The following is an 18,752-nucleotide window of genomic DNA, read 5'->3' on the forward strand; positions in this document are numbered from 1 at the left end:
GTGATCCACGAGGTCGACGACGTCCTGCGCACCCTCATCCGCGCCGAGGTCCTGGAGGGCGGGCAGGTGGCCGTGGTCTTCGACGCGCCGACGCGCGAGTGGGCGGCGAAGGTCAACGCGCCGATGGTGAACCTGTATCTGTACGACATTCGCGAGGACATGCGGCGCCGCGAGCGCGGGCTGCACAACGAGTACGACGAGCGCGGGGTCGTGGTGGCCCGCCGGCGGCCGCCGCGCTACTTCAAACTGTCGTATCTGATCACGGCCTGGACCAAGCGGCCGGAGGACGAACACCGGCTGCTGTCCTCGCTGTTGGCGTGTCTGCTGCGGTACGAGGCGCTGCCGCCGGCACGGCTCACCGGCAGCCTCGCCGAGATCGGCGCGGCCGTACCCATGTCGATCGCGCTGCCGCCGCCGGAGGACCGGTCGTTCGCGGACGTGTGGAGCGCGCTGGGCGGTGAGCTGAAGCCCTCGCTCGACCTGGTGGTGAGCGTGCCGGTGACGGCGTCGCCGCGCTATGTGGCGGGGCCGCCGGTCGGCGAGGAGGGCCTGGAGGTCCGGTTCGGGAACGGTCCCGCGCGGTGACGGCCGAACTCCTCGCAGCAGCACGGGAGATGGAGCTGCGGGTGCGGCGGGCGGTGGAGGCGCGGCGCGCGGTGGACCCGGATCCGGACGACGCCTTCCGGGGTCTGTATCTGACGGAGGAGGCGGTGGAGCGGCTGCTCGATGCGCCGCGTGCCTTTCCGCCGCCGGAGCCGGTGGCGCGGGCGGCACCCGACTCGCGGCTGTGGTCGCTGGCCGAGGGCTTCGGTCTCTCGGTGCTGGACGTCGACATCCTGCTGATCGCGCTGCTGCCGGATCTGGACGACCGCTTCGAGGCGTTCTACGGCTATCTCAACGACGACGTGACCCGGCGCAGGCCCTCGATCGGCCTGGCGCTCGGCCTGTGCGGGATGTCGCACGCGGACCGGGCCGCGAGGGCACGGCTGGGCGAGGGAGCGCCGCTGCGGGCGGGCGGTCTGCTGCTGGTGGAGGACCGGGAGCGGCCCTTCCTGGGCCGGGCGCTGCGGGTGCCGGACCGGGTGACCGCGTTCCTGCTGGGCGACGACACGCCGGACCCGCGGCTCGCGGACGTACGGGTGCCGTGGGAGGCGGTGCCGGGGGTGGGGGACCCGGAGCCGCTGGCGCGGTTCCTGTCGGCGGGCGGGGGCGGCGGGAGCAGAGGTGGGGGCGGGCTCGGCGGCGGTGGGCTCGGGGGCGGCAGAGGTGGGCTCGGCGCGGGCGGGATCGTCTATCTCCAGGAGGACCAGGGCGGTGCGGGTACGGCGTTGGCGGCCTCGGCGCTCGCGGCGGCGGGGCGGGCGGTCCTCGGGGTCGACCTTGCCCGGCTCGCGGAGGACCCGGCGCCCGCGGAGGCGGTACGGTGCCTGCTCCGCGAGGCCCGCCTGACGGGCGCCGGCCTGGTGTGCGCGCCGGTCGACGCGGTGGCCCGGGAGCGCGCGGGGCTGCTGCGGGCCGTCACGGACCTGCCGGTGCCGGTGTGCCTGGTGGGCCGGGTGCCGTGGGACGCGGCCTGGTCGGCGGCGCCGCCGCTGCTGCTGCGGGCGCCGAGGGTGGGGCCGGAGGCGAGGGCGGAGTTGTGGCGCCGTAGCGCGGAGGTCTCGACGCCCCTCGACATCCCTTCCCTCCTCTCTCCCTTCCTCCTCACGCCGGAGCAGATCGTGGGGGCGGCGCGGGCGGCGGTGCAGTCGGCCGCCGTGGAGTCCGGTCCGGTCACGCCGGAGCACGTACGCCAGGGGGCCCGCGCCCAGAACGCGGCCGGCCTCGACCGGCTGGCCCGCCGCATCGAGCCCACGGTGGGCTGGGACGACCTGGTCCTGCCTCCCGACACCGAGGCCCAGCTCCGCGAACTGACCGCCCGCGCCCGCCACCGCGACCATGTCCTCGGCACCTGGTCGATGCGTCCGGGAGGCGGGCGCGGCCGGGGCGTCGCGGCGCTGTTCGCCGGCGACTCCGGCACCGGCAAGACGATGTCGGCGGAGGTCATCGCGGCGGACCTGGGCCTGGACCTGTACACGGTGGATCTGGCGACGGTCATCGACAAGTACGTCGGGGAGACGGAGAAGAACCTGGAACGCATCTTCACGGAGGCGGCGGGCGTGAACGGCGTCCTCCTCTTCGACGAGGCGGACGCCGTCTTCGGCAAACGCTCGGACGTGAAGGACGCGCACGACCGCTACGCGAACGTCGAGTCCGCGTACCTGCTCCAGCGGATGGAGTCCTTCGACGGCCTGGCCATCCTGGCGACCAACCTCCGCGCCAACCTGGACGACGCCTTCACCCGCCGCCTCGACCTGGTCGTCGACTTCCCCGTCCCGGACCCCACCCACCGCCTCCTCCTCTGGGACCGCACCCTCGGCCCCCACCTCCCCCGCGCCACCGACCTGGACCTCCCCTTCTGCGCGGAGGCCTTCGAACTCTCGGGCGGCAACATCCGCTCGATCGCGGTGACGGCGGCCTACCTGGCGGCGGAGGCGGGCGGCCCGCTGACGATGGCGATGCTGATCCACGCGGTGCAGCGGGAATACCAGAAGCTGGGGCGGCTGACGCTGGCGTCGGAGTTCGGGCGGTACGCGGAGCTGTTGACGTGAACACGTATGAGCCGGGTGAGCGACTTCAGATGACAGCTCGCACCATTTCGTCCCAGTACTCTCCCGATTTCAGGGGGGCGGTCGAGTCGACTCCACGGAGGTCGTCGAGGAAATCTGCGACGAATTTCGGGTAGTCGTCCTCTGCGATCTCCACTTCCCCCTCCTCGAACTCGTTCACCTTGGCCTGGATCCGACAGATGAACTCGAGAAAACCTCCGAGGTGTTCGTTCAGCGGAGTGCAGGTTCCCTCCTTCCAGGAGAACACACTCCCCGCCGAGCCGTCGAGAACGACGATGCCCGCCTGGACCCCCGCCCCCAGGAAGAGGAAACCGTCCACTCCGGCTTGGACGACACGGTCGTCGTCCCGAATATCCTCACCCAGCGTCCGACACTCCCGGCCCAGGTCACGAAAGAACAGGTCGTCACCCAGCTGACGGGGAAGCCCATATCGGGCGAGCATTTCCCTGACGCGCCGGTCAGGCACCTTCTCCTCGAGCAGCGAAGCGCTCGGCTTCGCCACGGAAATCCCTTCGTAGGAGAAGACACTCGCGAATTCCTCAGGAGTGAACATCAACTTCCTCCAGCTCCGGCGTGCGCGGACTTGATCCTCTTGTCCACTTCCGCAATGGCTTCCTTCAGTACATCGGTCCTGGCCTTGAGCACGCTCTTCTGTTCGTCCGTCAGCTTCTCGTCGGAAAGATGCGACTCATCGAGGACGTCGACACCGATCTGAGCCTTCCTCAGGATGCCGAGCGACAGCAAGCCCTGCTCGCGCTTCCGACGGATCTTCAACCATTCCTCATCACCAGGGGAACCCGGCGCGTCTTCCGGACGACCCCAATAGCGAGCCGGATCACCCTTCAATAGCATTTTGTTACCACCGGCAGGAGCCAGCTCGCTCTCACCCAGGAACAGGTCGAACAGGTCTTTGTTCCTGTCCACGAGGGACTTTGCCACGACCGTGGGCTGGGCATTGCTGCCGCCGATGTTTCCTCCTTGGTAGAAGGTGGAGAATCGGGCACCGGCGTTCACCTGACAACCTTCCTCCCTCATCTCCCTGACGAACGAAGCCAGGTAATCGGCGCACCGTACGCAGCAGTTGTAACCGACGTGGAGGTCCAGATCGACCCGGATGTCACTGGGCTTGAGCCCCTTGGCGGGCAGCTCTTCCTTGATCTTTTCCCAGTAGCTCCTGAAGACGGCGATCACCGACTCCTCGGCGTGGGCCACCTCTGCCACCTTCGCTTCCTCGCGGGCGGCCACCTTCGGCTTGTTCTTGGAAGGACCGAACAGTCGGCCCATTGCTTCGTTGACGACGAAGCTGCCCGTGGCCCAGGCCTTTCCCTGCTGTGTGATGTTCGCGTACGACATCAGATGCCGGACGCTCTCCTCGTTCGGATCGAAGTCGAAGGAGGGGCTCGGCTCCGCGGGATTGACCCGCGCGATGATGACGAACGCGCCACCCGCGCCGGCCTCGACGTCGAGGCTTTTGACTCCCTTTCCCCTCCAGGCGGCCAACGAGGAGGCGAGGACGTGCGGGATGTCCTTCGGCTTTCCTTTGATCACCTGCCGGTAGGTGTACTCGGCGGCGTCTTTGGCGAGCTGCTGCTTCTGCCTCGGAGACAGGGAGCGCGCCGGATCCCTGCCGCCGTTGGCGGGATCCCCCGCCGTGGGCCTCTTCGGCTTCGGCTTGGGCTTGCGCTTCTGCCAGAGCGCCCGCCCCTTCTTCGCCAGGAAGTCGACGATCTTGTCGATCGCGCGGTTGACCGGGCGGGAGACCGCCTGGAAGACCGAGCGGACCTTGTTGGCCAGGTTGCCGATGCCGAGCAGGGCGGCCAGGAAGCCGATCAGGAGGGGGATGCTCGCGGCGAGGGCGGTTTCGACCATCTTCGGGACGCCGGCCGCGCCACCGTTGGCGATGGCGATGACCGCGTCGAGGACCGCGTTCACGAAGTCGGCGATCTGGGCGCCCTGGGTCACCACGAAGGTGACGATGTCGATGATGCCCTTGACCGCGCGGACGAAGGCGGACGCGGGGTTGAGGAGGGAGACGATCCAGGTGATGCCCGCGATGATGACCGTGGGGACCAGGTACTCCGTCAGTTTCGACAGGATCGTGGCCTTCAGGTCGCCCGTTTCCGCCTGGATCTCCTTCACCGCGCCCGCCGGGCCCTCGCGGGCCAGGGACTGGGCGACGGGGACGGTGGACTCGACCGCGGACATCGCCTCGTCGGGCACGCCCTTGCGGGTGACGCGGGTGCGGATGTTGTCCCAGGTGAGGCCGAGGAGCGAGGCGATCAGGGTGATGATGCCGCGCAGGTCGAAGCGGTCCGGGATCTCCAGGCCCGCCCTGACCGCGGTGCCCAGGAGCCAGGAGACCAGGCCCTTCTTCAGGTGCTCGCCGATGTTCGCCACGAAGAGCTGGAGGCCGGCGCCGACCGCGCGGACCAGGTTGCCCAGGAAGCCGATCGGGTCCTTGATGATCTTCATGACGGCCGAGGCGGCCTTGGCCAGGATCCCGAGCAGCAGGTTCTTCAGCTCGTTGATCGTCTTGATGACTCCGACGATCGCGTCCTTCGCCTTGTCGATGAGGCCCTTGTTGGCCTCCTGGAGCTTCTTGATCTCCTCGTCGACCGCGTTGAGCGCCTGCGTGTACTTCTGCGCCAGATCCTGGACCAGCTGCTCCGACTTCTCGTCGACCGTCGCTTCCAGGTCCTCGAACTTGCCCGCGAAGTCCTTCGCCGCCTCCTCCCCGAACTGCTTCAGGTCGGACGGCAGCCTGTCGACCTCCGCCTTCAACTCCGCCCGGCCCTGCGCGATACGGGACTTCGCCCGGCCCAGCTCCGCCCCGATCAGGTCCGCCACGGACGAGATCACCGTTCGCATCCGCGCCACGTACAGCTTGCGCGACTCCTGATAGAGGGCGTTCGCCTCCTCCGGCAGACCGGCGAACTTGTCCTTCACCCAGCGGGCCTTGCCCATGAGGCCCGAGTACCGCTTGTCCTTGTACTTCTTCATCCGCGCCTTGTGGTCCGCCGTGAAGGCGTCCCGCGCGGACTTCTCCCCCGCCGTGAAGGCCGTGTCCACCTTCTTGTCGAGGCCCTCCAGGGTCGCCTCGACGTCCTTCTTCGTCGCGTCGAAGACCTTCTGCAGCTTCGCCGTGACCTCGGCCCGCTTCCGCTCGTCCTTCGACTTCGTCTCGCCCTTGCCGCCGTCGACGGCCTTGCCCGCGGCCGCGCGGGTGGCGGTCAGGGTGTTCATGGCCTGCGCGCCCGCAGCCGCCGCCCCCGCCTTCGCCGCGGACAGCTGCTGCTCCTCCGCCGAGCGTGCCTGGCCCGGGGCCTTCGCCGAGTCCGTCTCCGCCGTCTTCTTCGCCTTCAGCGCCGCGTCGAACTCCGGTTCGTTGCCCTTGGCGAGCTGCTCCTCCGTGACCTCGGCGTCGGCGAGCGCCTTGTCGTTCTCCGCCGGCCCCTCGGAGAAGTCGGTGACGGCGGCCGGCTGCTTGTCCGGGACGGCGTCGGCGGCCCTCGGCGCGCCCGGGTTGCCCGGCGGACGGTCGGGGGCCATCGGGGTGACCGGCTTGTCCTTGGCCGCGGAGGTGTCCGGCGGGGCCTTGGTGGTGGTCTCGATGTCCTTGACGGAGGTGTTCTTGCCGTCGGCGACCTTGCCGTCGACCTCCTCCTTCACCTTGTCCGCCTTGCCGGACCCGGAGAACTTGTCGGCCTCGTCGAGGTTCTTCGGCGCCTGCGCCTCGATCGCCTTGTCGACGGCGGCGATGAAGGCCGCCTTGTCGAACGCGCCGGGCTCGGCCGCGTTCATCTTCTCCGCGTTGGCGGCCTTGCCCTGCGCCTCCTTGTCGTCCGGCGGCGCCACCGCCGCGTCCTGCGCGGCCTTGGATTCGGCCGCGGCGGGCGGGTGCGCGGCCATCGTCCGCTTCTTCGCGGCCACGTCCGCGCCGACCCGGCGGAAGCCCGGTGCCGCGGACGGCGGCGTCTTCACCGGGGCCGTGTAGCGCTGGGCGACCAGCCGGGCCACGGCCGCGTTGCCGGCCGCGCCCTGAAGGTGTTGCACACTGTGCGGCGACATCCCGCCCGTACGGGAAGGGCCAGCGGCCCGGGACGGTGCGGGGGTCGGGGTGGCGACCGTCCGGCCCCCGGAGCCCGTCGACGGCTTCTTCTCCGGGACCTCCTTCATCCGTCCCCTCCCGGTAGCCGGTAACCGGTGGCCCGCCGGCCGGTGGCCGGTGGCCGGTTGGCGGTGGCCGGTTGGCGGTGGCCGGTTTGCCGATGGCCCGCTCACCCGCCCCGTGCCCCGTGGCCCGTGACCCGCAGCCCGTGGGCCCATGACCCGTAGCCGGTGGGCCCGTGGGCCCGTGGGCCCGACCCGTGACCCGCCGGCCGTCGCCGTCGTCGCACGGCCAGCCTGGCCGCCGCCCCGGCCGCGCGCCGAGGGCGCCGAGGGTCCTCGGGCGCCCCGACCGCGCTGCCCCATAGGGCAGTTCACGCTGCCCAGGCGGGCGGCCGATCATCCGTTCCGGGTGATCGTCGGCCTCGCGAGAATGGCCCGGTTCCCCGGTCGAGGAGTGACGTCGAGGAGAGAGAGCACCGTATGCCGTCGTATCTGTCCCCGGGCGTCTACGTCGAAGAGGTCGAGTCCGGCTCCCGGCCGATCGAAGGAGTGGGCACCTCGGTCGCCGCCTTCGTCGGCTTCGCCCAGAAGGGGCCCTTCGACGAGCCGACCCTGATCACGAACTGGAGCCAGTTCGTGAGCCGCTTCGGCGACTTCGTCGAGGGGACCTACCTCGCCGCCTCGGTGTACGGCTTCTTCGCCAACGGCGGCGGGGTCTGCTACGTCGTACGCGTCGACGACGGAACCGGGACCGGGACCGGGACTGGAACCGGCGCCGGCACCGACGCCGGTACCGCCGACCCCGCCCAGCAGCAGACGGCACCCGCGCCCGTCGCCCTCGGCGCGTACTCCGTCGTCGCCCGCCCCGGCGTCACCGGCACGGTCACCGTCGAGGTCGCGGACGTCGAGGGCGACGACCCGCCCTCCGACGCCTTCCGGCTGATCGTCCGGCAGAACGGCAAGACGGTCGAGACCTACCCCTCCGTCACCACCAAGCGCAGCAAGGAGAACGTCGCCACCCGCGTCAACGCCACCTCCGCCCTCATCGAGATCACGGAGACCACCACCGGCGCCGCGCCCGCCCGCCCCGAGCCGCAGACCGTCACCCTCGCCCCGGCCCTCCCCGCCCCCGCCGCGGGCCCGGCCGGCGGTGCGGCGACGTTCACGCCCGAGGTGTACGTCGGAGACGCCGACCGCCGTTCGGGCCTCGGCGGCCTGGAGGCGGTCGAGGAGGTCACGACCGTGGCCGTGCCGGACCTGATGAGCGCCTACGAGCGCGGTCTGCTCGACCTCGACGGGGTGATCGCCGTGCAGCAGGGGCTGATCGCGCACTGCGAGCTGATGGGCGACCGGGTCGCGGTCCTCGACCCGCCGCCCGGGCTCAGCCCGCAGGAGGTCGGGGTGTGGCGGACCGAGCGGGCCGGTTACGACTCCAAGTACGCGACGCTCTACTACCCCTGGATCGGGGTGGCCGACCCGTCCTCCGGCCGGGTCGCCCTCGTGCCGCCCAGCGGGCACGTCGCCGGCATCTGGGCCCGCAACGACGACCAGCGCGGGGTGCACAAGGCGCCGGCCAACGAGGTCGTACGGGGCGCGGTCGCCCTCCAGACGCAGCTCACCAAGGGCGAGCACGACCGGCTGAACCCGATCGGGGTCAACTGCATCCGCGCGTTTCCGGGCCGCGGCATCCGGGTGTGGGGCGCGCGCACGCTGGCCTCCGACCCGGCGTGGCGCTATCTCAACGTACGGCGGCTGTTCAACTACCTGGAGGAGTCGATCCTCGCCGGCACCCAGTGGGTGGTGTTCGAGCCGAACGACGACGCCCTGTGGGCGCGGATCCGTCGCACCGTGGCCGCCTTCCTGGTCAACGAGTGGCGCAGGGGCGCCCTGTTCGGGCTCACACCCGACGAGGCGTTCTACGTGAAGTGCGACCGGGAGACGAACCCTCCGGAGAGCGTCGACGCGGGCCATGTGGTCTGTGAGATCGGTGTGGCGCCGGTCCGGCCGGCCGAGTTCGTGGTCTTCCGCCTGTCCCAGCTGACCAGCGGCACCGGTGCCGTCGACGAGTGAGGAGTCCCTCGTGCCCCTTCCCGATCTGGACAGTTCCGTCGGACACTCCTTCGGCCTGGAGTTCGACAGCGTCATCATCCGGCAGATCACCGAGGTCAGCGGCCTGAAGATGGAGCAGGACGTCATCGAGCTCAAGCAGAACACCGCGGACGGCAAGTACGCGATCAAGAAGCTGCCCGGCCGCCCCAAGGCGGGCGAGGTCACGGTGACCCGCGGCCTCACCGAGGACAACAGCTTCGAGCGGTGGATCAAGGACTCGCGGTTCGGCCGGATGGGCGACGCCCGCCGCAACGGCGCGATCATCGTCTACGACTACGAGGGCCTCCCCATCAAGCGCTACAAGCTGATCAACGCCTGGCCCAAGTCCCTGGAGATCGGCACCCTGAAGGCCGGCGACACCTCCGTCCTCACGGAGAAGCTGGTCATCACCTACGAGAGCATGGAAGTCGACTGATGCGGCGCACGGCGGCGACCGCGCCGACCCTCCACGCCGGCCGGCACGGTGCAGAATCCGAGGTCGGGGCCGGGGCCGCGACCGGGACCGGGGCCGGAGCGGGCCTGCGGACCGAGTTCCCGTTCACGCTCCCGCGTGGCTACGTCGACGAGCACGGCACCGTCCACCGCGACGGGGTCATGCGGCTCGCGACCGCCCGCGACGAGCTGGTGCCGCTGCGGGACGACCGGGTGAGGGAGAACCCCGCCTACCTGTCGGTGGTCCTGATCTCCCGGGTCGTCACCAGGATCGGCACGGTCGACGACATCCATCCCGGGGTGATCGAGGACCTGTTCGCCTCGGACCTGGCCTTCCTGCAGGACTTCTACCGGCGCGTCAACGCCGAGGGCCACACGCGGGCCGCCGTCACCTGTCCGTCCTGCCAGGAGGAGTTCGCGGTGGACCTCGCCGGTGGCCGCCTGGGGGAATCGTGACGTACGCGGCCGACCAGCTGTACGAGGAGGTCGCGTACCTCGCCTACCACTTCCACTGGCCACTGGATCAGCTCCTCGACCTGGAGCACGCGGAACGTCAGAGGTTCGTCGCCCAGGCGGCCCGCCTCGACGGCGGATGACGACGGGGCCGGGCGACGGGGGCGGCACGGGAGACGAGAACGAGCGGCGGTAGACGGGCAACGAGGACGGGCGACGGGGACGGCCAACGGGGAGGGAGCGGAACCATGGGACTGCTGTCCTGGCTGCGGGGCGGCCGCGGGACCGAGCGCCCTGCCCAGGCGCCGCCACGGGAACACACGCCTCCGCCCCGCGAGGACCGTTTCGACATTCCCGAACTCCCGCCGCTCCAGCGGATCTTGGGCTCCCCCGTACTCGTCGCCGACCCCTCCGCCTTCGAGCGCGGACTGCCCACCCGGCGTCCGACGGCCCTGTCGAGGCCGCTGGGTCATCTGGTCAGCGCCGAGGCGCCGAGCGGGCTCGTGGCGGGGGTGACGACTCCGGTCCAGCGGTCGGCGACCGACTTTCCCGTACGGGCTCCGGAGGCGGTGCTCGCACAGCCCGGCGCCTCGGCGGAGGTAGTGACAGTGCCCCCGGCCGGCGGGGGCACCGCGTGGACGCCCGGGCCCGGACCCTCGCCCCGGCCCGAAGCCGGGCCCGGACCCGAACCCGGGCCCGACGCCGAGCCGGTGACTCCGGTCGCGGAGGGTTCCGCGCCCTTCGGGCCCGTACAGAGGACGTCCTCCGACCTCGTCCCCCCGGCACGGATGCCCGAGCCGCCGCACGCGCACGAGCCGCCGACCGAGGCGGTCGGCTCTCCGACGGAGTCGTCCGTACGGCCCCTGGTCGGCGAGCAGCCGCTCCTGGACGTGCCGGCGGGAGCCGACCCCGCCGACGAGACTCCTCCGCCCGTCCAGCGCTCCCTGCCGCCCACCGGTACGCCGTCGACACCGTCACCGGCGCCCGCAGCGACGCCCCGTCGCACCCCCGGGCTCGGCGCGCCGCTCCCGGCGCTCCCGCCGACCGCCCAGCGCCAGGCCCCCGGGTCCCTCCCCGCGCCCGGACCCGCCCCCGCCACGGCCGCCTCCCCCCTTCCCGTACGTGGCGAGGCCGCACCGCCCCCGGCGCCGCCGCCCGCCCCCGCGCCCGAACCCGTCTCCGCGCCCGAACCGGTGGCGCCGCTGCTCGCCGACCGCCCGCTGCTGCTCCGTACCGTGACCGCGGAGACCGCGGAGACGGCGAAGTCCGCGCGGACCGCTCCGACCGCCGCTCCCCCGGCGCCCGCCGTGCCCGTGCGCTGGGGGACCGCCCCCGTACAGCGGCACATGGCCTCCGCCCCCGTACAGCGGACGGCTCACCCCGCCCCACCGTCCCTCCAGCGGACCGTGGACCGCCCCCCGACGCCCGATCGCCCGCCCCGGCCCGCGCCACCCCGCGACGCCGGGGACGTGGCCGTCGCCGCCGGCATCGCCCAGCGCATGGCCGACGGGAGCGTGCTCTTCGCGCCCCCGCCGCCGGTCCAACGGTCCGCCTCAGCCGCGCCGCCCCCGTCGCTCCCCTTCGTCCAGCGCGAGGCCACCACCGAGGAGCCCCCGCCCCCGCCCCCACCGGCCGAGACGGCACCGGACCCCGCGCCCGATCCCGTACCCGACCCGCCCGCCGGCCTCCCCGAGGGGGCGAACCCGCCCGCCACCGCACCGGAGAGCACCGCACCGCCCGGCACGCCGTCCGGCACCCCGCCCGTCACCGACGAGTTCGTCCGTGCCCTCTATCCCCCGCTCGCCCGGCTCCTCAAGGCCGAACTGCGCCTGGAGCGTGAGCGGGCCGGCCGGCTCATCGACACCCGGTTCTAGCCGCACGACACGCCCCGCCGCCCGCCGCCCCCGACATCAAGGCCCTCACGCCCCCCACACCGGAAGGAGCGAACTCCCATGGCCACCGCCGCCCAGAGCGACGACCCCGCCGTCAGCGTCTGCTTCGTCGTCACCATCGACGACATCGAGCTGGGATCCTTCAACACCTGCGAGGGCCTGGGCTGCGAGGTCGTCCTGGAGACCCGCGAGGAGGGCGGCAACAACGGGCACGTGTGGCAGCTGCCGACGCGCCTGAAGTACTCCAACGTGAAGCTCTCGCGCCCGCTCACCCGGGAGACCGAGAAGGTGGCCCGCTGGTTCGCGAGCATGACGACCGGGTTCACCCGCAAGACCGCGCACATCGAGGCCCGGACCGGGGACGGGCGCAAGGTCGCCCAGTGGGGACTGCTCGAAGTGGTGCCGGTGCGCTGGACCGGGCCGTCGTTCACGCCGGAGTCGCCGAAGGTGGCGATCGAGACGATCGAGATCGCCCATCACGGCTATGTGATGGAGGGCTGAGCCGCCATGACCCCACCCCCGTCCCCCTCCCCCGGCGCCCCCATCGCCTTCAGCGCGGCCGGCACCTCCGGTGTGGCCTCGGCCGGGAAGGGCGGTTCGGCCCGGCCGAAGCTGGAGCACGCGTATCTGGAGCTGCGGACGCCGCCCTCGGGCGGCGGGCTGACGCCCGGGGCGCCGTGCGGGCGGATCGACTTCCAGTTCAATCCGAAGGAGTTGAGCCTCACCAAGGCGGCGGCGTGGAAGCGGACTCCGGCGAAGGGCGCGAAGAGCGCGGGCCCGCCCGAGTACCAGGGGCCGCAGCCCAGCAAGCTGACGGTGGAGATGTTCTTCGACGCGGGTGACACGCAGGACACGCGGGTGGTGACCTCGGTGGAGCAGCTGTTCGCGTGCTGTGTGCCGACGAGCGAGACCCGGCAGCAGCAGCGGTCGTCGCCGCCGTGGGTGGTGTTCCACTGGGGCGGGCTGACCGGTTTCCCCGGTTACGTGAGTCAGGTGCAGGCGAAGTACACGCTGTTCACGACCTCCGGGGTGCCGATCCGGGCGGTGTGCCTGGTGACGATGGAGGAGATCAGCGGGGAGACGCCCGGGCAGAACCCGACGTCGGGGGCGCTCACGGCCCGCCGTACGCACCGGGTGGCGGCCGGGGACTCGCTGCCGTCCCTCGCCCAGCGCGAGTACGGGGATCCGGCGGCCTGGCGGGTGATCGCGGAGGCCAACGGCATCGACGACCCGCTGCGGCTCGCGCCCGGCACCCGGCTGCTGCTGCCCGCCCCGGACGAGCTGGGACGGCTGCGCGAGGGCGCCTCCGGCGGGCCCGCGGGCCGCCCCGGCGCGGGCGGTGGGCGCTGATGGCGGGGCAGGGTGTCGCCTCGGCGCTGGTCGTCGAGGTCGGCGGGAGCCCGTTGCCGGCCCGTCTGATGAACACCCTGGTGGAGGGGTACGTGGACGACAGCCGTACGCTGCCGGACCTGTTCCTGCTGCGGTTCCGCGACCCCGACCGGACGCTGCTCGCGCAGGGCGGGATCGCGGTCGGCACGGAGATCCGGCTGCTCGCGCGGGGCGGTGGCGGTACGGAGCCGCGGCCGCTGCTCGACGGGGTGGTGACGGCGCTCGAACTGGAGCTGGACGAGTCGGGCACCTTCACGGTGGTGCGCGGGCTCGACGAGACGTACCGGCTGCTGCGCGGGGCGCGGGTGGCCGGCTACCAGAACATGACGCTGTCCGACATCGTGGCGCAGGTCGCGCAGCGGGCCGGTCTGAAGCCGGGGACGGTGGACGTGGCCGGCCCGGTGCTCGACCACGTGGCCCAGGCGAACGTGAGCGACTGGGAGTTCGTGCGCTCCCTCGCGGAGGAGGCGGGCGCGCAGGCGTACGTACGGGACGGGATGCTGCACGTGGTGAAGCCGGCCGAGGCGGGCGGGGCGCCGGACGCCTCGGCGCGCGCGGACCGGAATCCGCTGGTCCTTGAGCGGGGGGCGAACCTGCTGCGCTGCCGGGCGTCCGTGTCGGCGGCCGAGCAGGTCTCCGAGGTGGAGGTGCGGGGCTGGGACGTGCGGGGCAAGCGGGCGCTCGTGGGCCGGGCGCCGGCGGGCACGTCGGCGACGCTGGCGCTGGGGGTGACGGCGGCGCAGGTGGCGGCGCCGTTCGGGGAGGCCCGGCATGTGGTGACGGACGGCGGTTACGGCACGCAGGAGCGGGTGGACCGGGCGGCGAAGGCGCTCGCCGAGCGGATCGCGGGCTCGTTCGCGGAGCTGGAGGCGGTGATCCGGGGGAATCCGGAGGTGCGGGCGGGCACGGCGGTGGCGCTGAACGCGGTCGGGGCGCCGTTCGAGGGGCGGTACACGGTGACCTCGTCGCGGCATGTCTTCGACGCGTTGCGCGGGTACGAGACGTGGATCACGGTGTCCGGGCAGCAGGAGCGCTCGCTGTTCGGTCTGACGGGCGGCGGCGCCGGGGCCGCCGCGGGCCCGGGATCGTCGGGGCACGGTCCCGGCGGCGGTCTGGTCAACGCGACGGTGACGGACACGCAGGACCCGGAGGGTTCGGGCCGGGTGAAGGTGACGTTCCCGTGGTTGTCGGACGAGTACGCGAGCGACTGGGCGCGGACCGCGCAGGCGGCTGGCACGGGCGGGGGCGAGCCGTACATCCCGGAGGTCGGCGACGAGGTGGTGGTCGGCTTCGAACAGGGGCGGCTCGACCGGCCGTACGTCCTCGGCGGCCTCTACAACGGCCAGGACCGGCCGTCCGGGGGCGGCGCGGTGGATCCGACGTCCGGGTCGGTCGACCGGCGGGCCTTCGCCTCCAAGGGCGGGCACCGGCTCGAACTCCTCGACGCGGCGGGCGGGGCGCAGGGGGTGCGGCTGCGGACCGGTGACGGGAAGCTGACGATCGACCTGGACCAGTCGGGGACGGCCGTGACCATCGGCAGCGACGGGGCGGTGCGGATCACCGCGAAGGAGAAGGTGTCGATCACGGCCTCGGGCGGCGTGAGCGTCTCCGCCGACCGGGGTCCTCTGGAACTCCGTGGTGAGAGCGTGTCGGTGACGGCACGTCAGGGCGTACGGGTGGACGGCGGCCAGGGCGCGGTGCGGCTGGCGACCGGTGGCGCGGTGGACGTCCAGGGGGGCACGGTCACGGTGGACGGGACCCGGCGCACGGACCTGAAGGGCGGCACGATGCTGTCGGTCAGCGCACCCCTGGTGAAGATCAACTGAGAGGTACGGAGGGGTACACATGGCACAGGCAGCGGCCGCCGCACGGGTCGGCGACCCGACCGCGCACCCGGGGGTGATCACTCCTCCCGGGGTGCCGTCGGTGCTGATCGGCGGGCAGCCGGCCGCCACCGTCGGCACCGCCCACCAGTGTTCCTCGCCCGCCGCGCACCCGCCGTCGGCGCTGGCGCCGCCCGGCTCGACCACGGTGCTGATCGGGGGCCGCCCGGCCGCCCGGGTCGGTGATCTGTCCGGCTGCGGCTCGGCGGTCGTGTCGGGCTGTGCGTCGGTGCTGATCGGAGGCTGAGGAGCGGTATGGGACAGGAGTTCATCGGTGCGGGCTGGGCGTTCCCGCCGCGCACGGACGCGACCGGCTCGATCGCGCTCGTCCGGGGCGAGCGGGAGCTGGAGGAGTCGATCCGGCTGATCCTCGCCACCTCTCCCGGGGAGCGGCCGATGCGGCCCGAGTTCGGCTGCGCGATCAACGACTACGTGTTCGCCCCCGCCGACGCGGGGACGGCCGGGCAGCTCGCCTACGAGGTGCGGCTCGCGCTGGAGCGCTGGGAGCCGCGGATCGAGGTCGTCGAGGTCGCGGTCCGTTTCGACGAGGTCGACAACGGGGTGCTGTACATCGACATCGGCTACACGGTCCGCGGCGCCAACGACCCGCGGAACCTGGTGTTCCCGTTCTATGTGATCCCGCGCCACGACACCGCCCTGCCGCCCGGCCCGGGCGCGGCCGGAGCGGGGCGCGGGTCCTGGCCCGGTCCCGGCGCGACGGAGGAGGACCGCGGATGACCCTGCCCAGCCCCCATCTGGACGACCGGCACTTCCAGATCCTGGTGGACGAGGCCAAACGGCTGGTGCAGCGGCGCTGCCCGGAGTGGACCGACCACAACGTCTCGGACCCGGGCGTGACGCTGATCGAGGCCTTCGCGACCATGGTCGACCAGCTGGTCTACCGGGTGAACCGGGTGCCGGAGAAGAGCTATCTCGCCTTCCTCGACCTCATCGGGGTGCGGCTCCACCCGCCGACCGCCGCCGGCACCGACGTGACGTTCCGGCTCTCGGCGCCGCAGCCCGAGCCGGTGTTCGTCCGGGCCGGTACGGAGGTGGCCACCGTCCGCACCGAGACCGAGCCCGCCGTGGTGTTCGGCACGACCCGGGACCTGACGATCGTGCCGTGCTCGTACGCGGCGCTCGCGACCCTGCCCGCGGCGACCGGCGCGGGCGACGGGGCCGACCGGGTCGCCGTGGACCGCACCGAGGAGCTGGCGCTCGGCCGCGAGGTGCCCTGCTTCTCCCCCGCGCCCGCCCCCGGCGACGCCCTCTACGTGGGCCTGTCGGCGGCGGTGCCCGCGGGTGTGGTGGTGCTGCGCCTCGACTGCGACGTCCAGGGCGTGGGCGTCGACCCGCTGCGGCCACCGCTGGTGTGGGAGGCGTGGGACGGGCGGCGGTGGGCCGCGTGCGAGGTGGAGAAGGACGACACGGGCGGCTTCAACCGCTCGGGCGAGCTGATCCTGCACCTGCCCGCGACGCACACGGCGCTGAGCATCGTGCGGCGCACCGGCGGCTGGCTGCGCTGCCGGCTCGTCGCCGCGGCGCCGGACCAGCCGACGTACGTGGCGCCGCCGGTGGTGCGCGGGATCACCGCGTTCACCATCGGCGCGACGGTGGGCGCCGAGCACGCGGAGCGGATCACGGACGAGGTCCTCGGGACGGCCGAGGGGGTGGCGGGGCAGAGCTTCACGGTGGCCCGGCCGCCCGTGGTTCCCGGGGAGTTCGCCCTGGAGGTGATCGCGCCGGAACCGCCGGACCTCTCCGCCGGGCCCGACGCGCCCTGGACGCGGGTCGACGACTTCGCGCACTCGGGGCCCGGCGACCGGCACTTCACCCTCGACGAGGGCACGGGCCGCGTCGAGTTCGGCCCGGCCGTACGCGAACGGGACGGATCGGTGCGGCAGTTCGGCGCCGTCCCGCCCAAGGGGGCGACCGTCCGCGTGCGCGCGTACCGCACCGGCGGCGGGGTGCGCGGCAACGTGGCCCGCTCCACCCTGCGCGTGCTGCGGAGCACGGTGCCGTTCGTGGCGAGCGTGGAGAACCGCCGCCCGGCGCTCGGCGGCGTCGACGGCGAGACGGTCGACAGCGCGCGGGTCCGCGGCCCGCTGACCCTGCGGACGCTGCAACGGGCCGTCGTGCCGCGCGACTACGAGCTGCTCGCCCGCGAGGTGGCCCCGGACGCGGCCCGCGTGACGTGTGTCCCCGACGACGGCGAGGGCGGGGTGCGGCTGCTCGTCGTGCCGGCGGGGCGCGGCGACGCCCGGGGCCGGATCGCCTTCGAGGAGCTGATCCCGCCGCCGCGGACCCTCGAACGGATCGCGGCGCACCTCGACGCCCGCCGCCCCATCGGGGCGCGCGTGGTCGTCGAGCCGCCGTTCTACCAGGGCGTCACCTTCGTCGCGACCGTGCAGGCGAGCCGCGGCGCCGCCGCCGAACGGGTCCGGGAGGAGGCCCTCGCCGCCCTCGACGGCTACTTCAACGCGCTGACCGGCGGACCGGCCGGCGAGGGCTGGCCCTTCGGCCGGCCGGTACAGACGGGCGAGGCGTACGCCGTGCTCCAGCGGGTCCCCGGTGTCGACCTGGTCGACGACGTGCGGCTCTACCGGGCCGATCCGGTGACCGGGCGGCGCACCGAGGTACCGGACGGGCGGATCGCCCTCGACCGGCACGCCCTCGTCTTCTCCTACGAGCACCAGCTGAGGGTCCGGGAGGTCTGACCACCGTGCGCACCGCCGTCCCCGGGCTGCCGAGCCCGCACCCGCTGATCGACCTGCTGCCCGCGGTCTACCTGGAACACGACTTCCTGGCCCGCTTCCTCGCCGCCCTCGACGAGGTCCTGGCCCCGGTCCTGCTGACCCTCGACAACCTGCCCGCCCACCTCGACCCGCGCACCGCGCCCGAGGACTTCCTCGACTGGGTGGCCGGCTGGGTCGCCGTCGAGCCGGACCGGGAGAGCCCCCCGGAGCGCCGCCGGGCCACCGTCCGGGGCGCGGTGGACCGACACCGGGCGCGCGGGACGCTGCACGGCCTCGCGCGGGCGCTGCGCCTGGAGACCGGCGGGAGCGAGCCCGAGATCACCGAGAGCGGCGGCACGGTCTGGTCCGCCACCCCGGGCACCCCGCTCCCGGGCACCCGGCGCCCCTGGGTCACGGTCCGGCTCGCCGTCCCCGACCCGGGGCGGGTCAGCCGGGCCCGCCTGGAGGAGTTGATCACCGCCGAGATCCCGGCCCACGTCGGCTTCACCCTGGAACTGCTCCCGGCGGATGCGGGAGGTGCCGGATGACCTGCCCGACGTGCGGACTGCGCAACGCGCCGGGGACGCCTTTCTGCGCGTCGTGCGGGGCGTTCCTGGACTGGGACGGGGAGCGGGACAGGGAGGGGGGCGAGGGCCGGGGCCGGGGCGGGAACTCCGGCGCGGGCGGGGACTCGGCCTCCGGTGCGGGCGGGGACTCTCGTACGGGCCAGGGCTCGGGCTCCCGTACGGGCGGGGGCTCGGATGCGGGTGCGGGCGGGGGCTCGGATGCGGGCGCAGACTCCCGAACGGGCCAGGGCTCGGATGCCGGTGCGGGCGGGAGCTCGGATGCGGGTGTGGGCGTGGGCTCCGATGCGGGCGGGGACTCCCGAACGGGCCAGGGCTCGGGCTCCCGTACGGGCCAGGGCTCGGGCTCCCGTACCGGCTCCGGCTCCCGTACCGGCACCGACTCCCGTACGGGTACGGGCTCCGATACGGGTCCGGGGGCCGGCCCCGGACCACGCCGCGCACCCGCACCGGCACCCGCGCCCGCACCGGCGGCGCCGGCCCCGGTCCCGGTGCC

The 18,752-nt window shown here is 73.1% G+C and carries 15 protein-coding genes and 1 pseudogene; 14 read left to right on the forward strand and 2 right to left on the reverse strand.

Annotated elements, in window-relative coordinates; translation table 11 throughout:
• A pseudogene (locus ABTZ91_RS26665) lies at positions 1-576 on the forward strand (DUF4255 domain-containing protein); the annotation flags it as partial.
• A gap of 38 nt (positions 577-614) precedes the next feature.
• Positions 615-2,651, forward strand: coding sequence for an AAA family ATPase (locus tag ABTZ91_RS26670; protein WP_352079797.1), 2,037 nt, complete (start codon positions 615-617; stop codon positions 2,649-2,651).
• 25 nt (positions 2,652-2,676) lie between these two features.
• Here the strand turns inward: ABTZ91_RS26670 and ABTZ91_RS26675 are convergent, their stop codons facing one another.
• Together ABTZ91_RS26675 and ABTZ91_RS26680 are read right to left on the reverse strand one after the other, a co-directional pair.
• A complete protein-coding gene (locus ABTZ91_RS26675) occupies positions 2,677-3,222 on the reverse strand; it encodes an SUKH-4 family immunity protein (protein ID WP_352079772.1) in 546 nt (181 codons plus the stop codon).
• The gene (locus tag ABTZ91_RS26680; RefSeq protein ID WP_352079773.1) at positions 3,222-6,722 is read right to left on the reverse strand and encodes a hypothetical protein; all 3,501 of its coding nucleotides are present in this window, start codon (positions 6,720-6,722) and stop codon (positions 3,222-3,224) included. The genes ABTZ91_RS26675 and ABTZ91_RS26680 overlap by 1 nt, the downstream gene beginning before the upstream one ends.
• Before the next feature lie 537 nt (positions 6,723-7,259).
• On the opposite strand from ABTZ91_RS26680, the gene ABTZ91_RS26685 reads away from it, so the two are divergent.
• The 12 genes from ABTZ91_RS26685 to ABTZ91_RS26740 all read left to right on the forward strand — a co-directional run bounded on the left by ABTZ91_RS26685 (position 7,260) and on the right by ABTZ91_RS26740 (position 18,220).
• Entirely contained in the window at positions 7,260-8,849 is a 1,590-nt protein-coding gene (locus ABTZ91_RS26685; protein ID WP_352079774.1) for a phage tail sheath subtilisin-like domain-containing protein, read from the forward strand.
• A gap of 10 nt (positions 8,850-8,859) precedes the next feature.
• Entirely contained in the window at positions 8,860-9,303 is a 444-nt protein-coding gene (locus tag ABTZ91_RS26690; RefSeq protein WP_352079775.1) for a phage tail protein, read from the forward strand.
• Positions 9,303-9,776 carry a hypothetical protein gene (locus ABTZ91_RS26695; RefSeq protein WP_352079776.1) on the forward strand — a complete coding sequence of 158 codons (474 nt, stop codon included), beginning with the start codon at positions 9,303-9,305 and terminating at the stop codon, positions 9,774-9,776. The genes ABTZ91_RS26690 and ABTZ91_RS26695 overlap by 1 nt, the downstream gene beginning before the upstream one ends.
• Positions 9,773-9,916: a DUF6760 family protein gene (locus tag ABTZ91_RS26700; protein ID WP_352079777.1), complete on the forward strand. Its 144-nt coding sequence runs from the start codon at positions 9,773-9,775 to the stop codon at positions 9,914-9,916. Before ABTZ91_RS26695 ends, ABTZ91_RS26700 begins: the two co-directional genes overlap by 4 nt.
• Positions 9,917-10,021: 105 nt before the next feature.
• Positions 10,022-11,647, forward strand: coding sequence for a hypothetical protein (locus ABTZ91_RS26705; protein ID WP_352079778.1), 1,626 nt, complete (start codon positions 10,022-10,024; stop codon positions 11,645-11,647).
• A 78-nt stretch (positions 11,648-11,725) separates the two neighbouring features.
• Entirely contained in the window at positions 11,726-12,166 is a 441-nt protein-coding gene (locus ABTZ91_RS26710; protein WP_352079779.1) for a phage tail protein, read from the forward strand.
• A 6-nt stretch (positions 12,167-12,172) separates the two neighbouring features.
• Complete coding sequence (locus ABTZ91_RS26715) at positions 12,173-13,015, forward strand: LysM peptidoglycan-binding domain-containing protein (RefSeq protein ID WP_352079780.1); 843 nt, start codon at positions 12,173-12,175, stop codon at positions 13,013-13,015.
• Positions 13,015-14,880 (forward strand): VgrG-related protein, encoded by a 1,866-nt coding sequence (locus tag ABTZ91_RS26720; RefSeq protein WP_352079781.1) that lies wholly within the window; start codon positions 13,015-13,017, stop codon positions 14,878-14,880. The genes ABTZ91_RS26715 and ABTZ91_RS26720 overlap by 1 nt, the downstream gene beginning before the upstream one ends.
• 19 nt (positions 14,881-14,899) lie before the next feature.
• Entirely contained in the window at positions 14,900-15,184 is a 285-nt protein-coding gene (locus ABTZ91_RS26725; protein WP_352079782.1) for a PAAR domain-containing protein, read from the forward strand.
• 8 nt (positions 15,185-15,192) lie between these two features.
• Positions 15,193-15,675, forward strand: a complete 483-nt coding sequence (locus tag ABTZ91_RS26730; RefSeq protein ID WP_352079783.1) for a GPW/gp25 family protein — start codon at positions 15,193-15,195, stop codon at positions 15,673-15,675.
• A complete protein-coding gene (locus tag ABTZ91_RS26735; RefSeq protein WP_352079784.1) occupies positions 15,672-17,654 on the forward strand; it encodes a putative baseplate assembly protein in 1,983 nt (660 codons plus the stop codon). Before ABTZ91_RS26730 ends, ABTZ91_RS26735 begins: the two co-directional genes overlap by 4 nt.
• Positions 17,655-17,659: 5 nt before the next feature.
• The gene (locus ABTZ91_RS26740; RefSeq protein WP_352079785.1) at positions 17,660-18,220 is read left to right on the forward strand and encodes a phage tail protein; all 561 of its coding nucleotides are present in this window, start codon (positions 17,660-17,662) and stop codon (positions 18,218-18,220) included.
• Positions 18,221-18,752 lie beyond the last annotated feature (532 nt).

The organism is Streptomyces sp. NPDC126499, from assembly GCF_040302485.1.
In the GTDB taxonomy this organism is placed as follows: Bacteria; Actinomycetota; Actinomycetes; order Streptomycetales; family Streptomycetaceae; genus Streptomyces.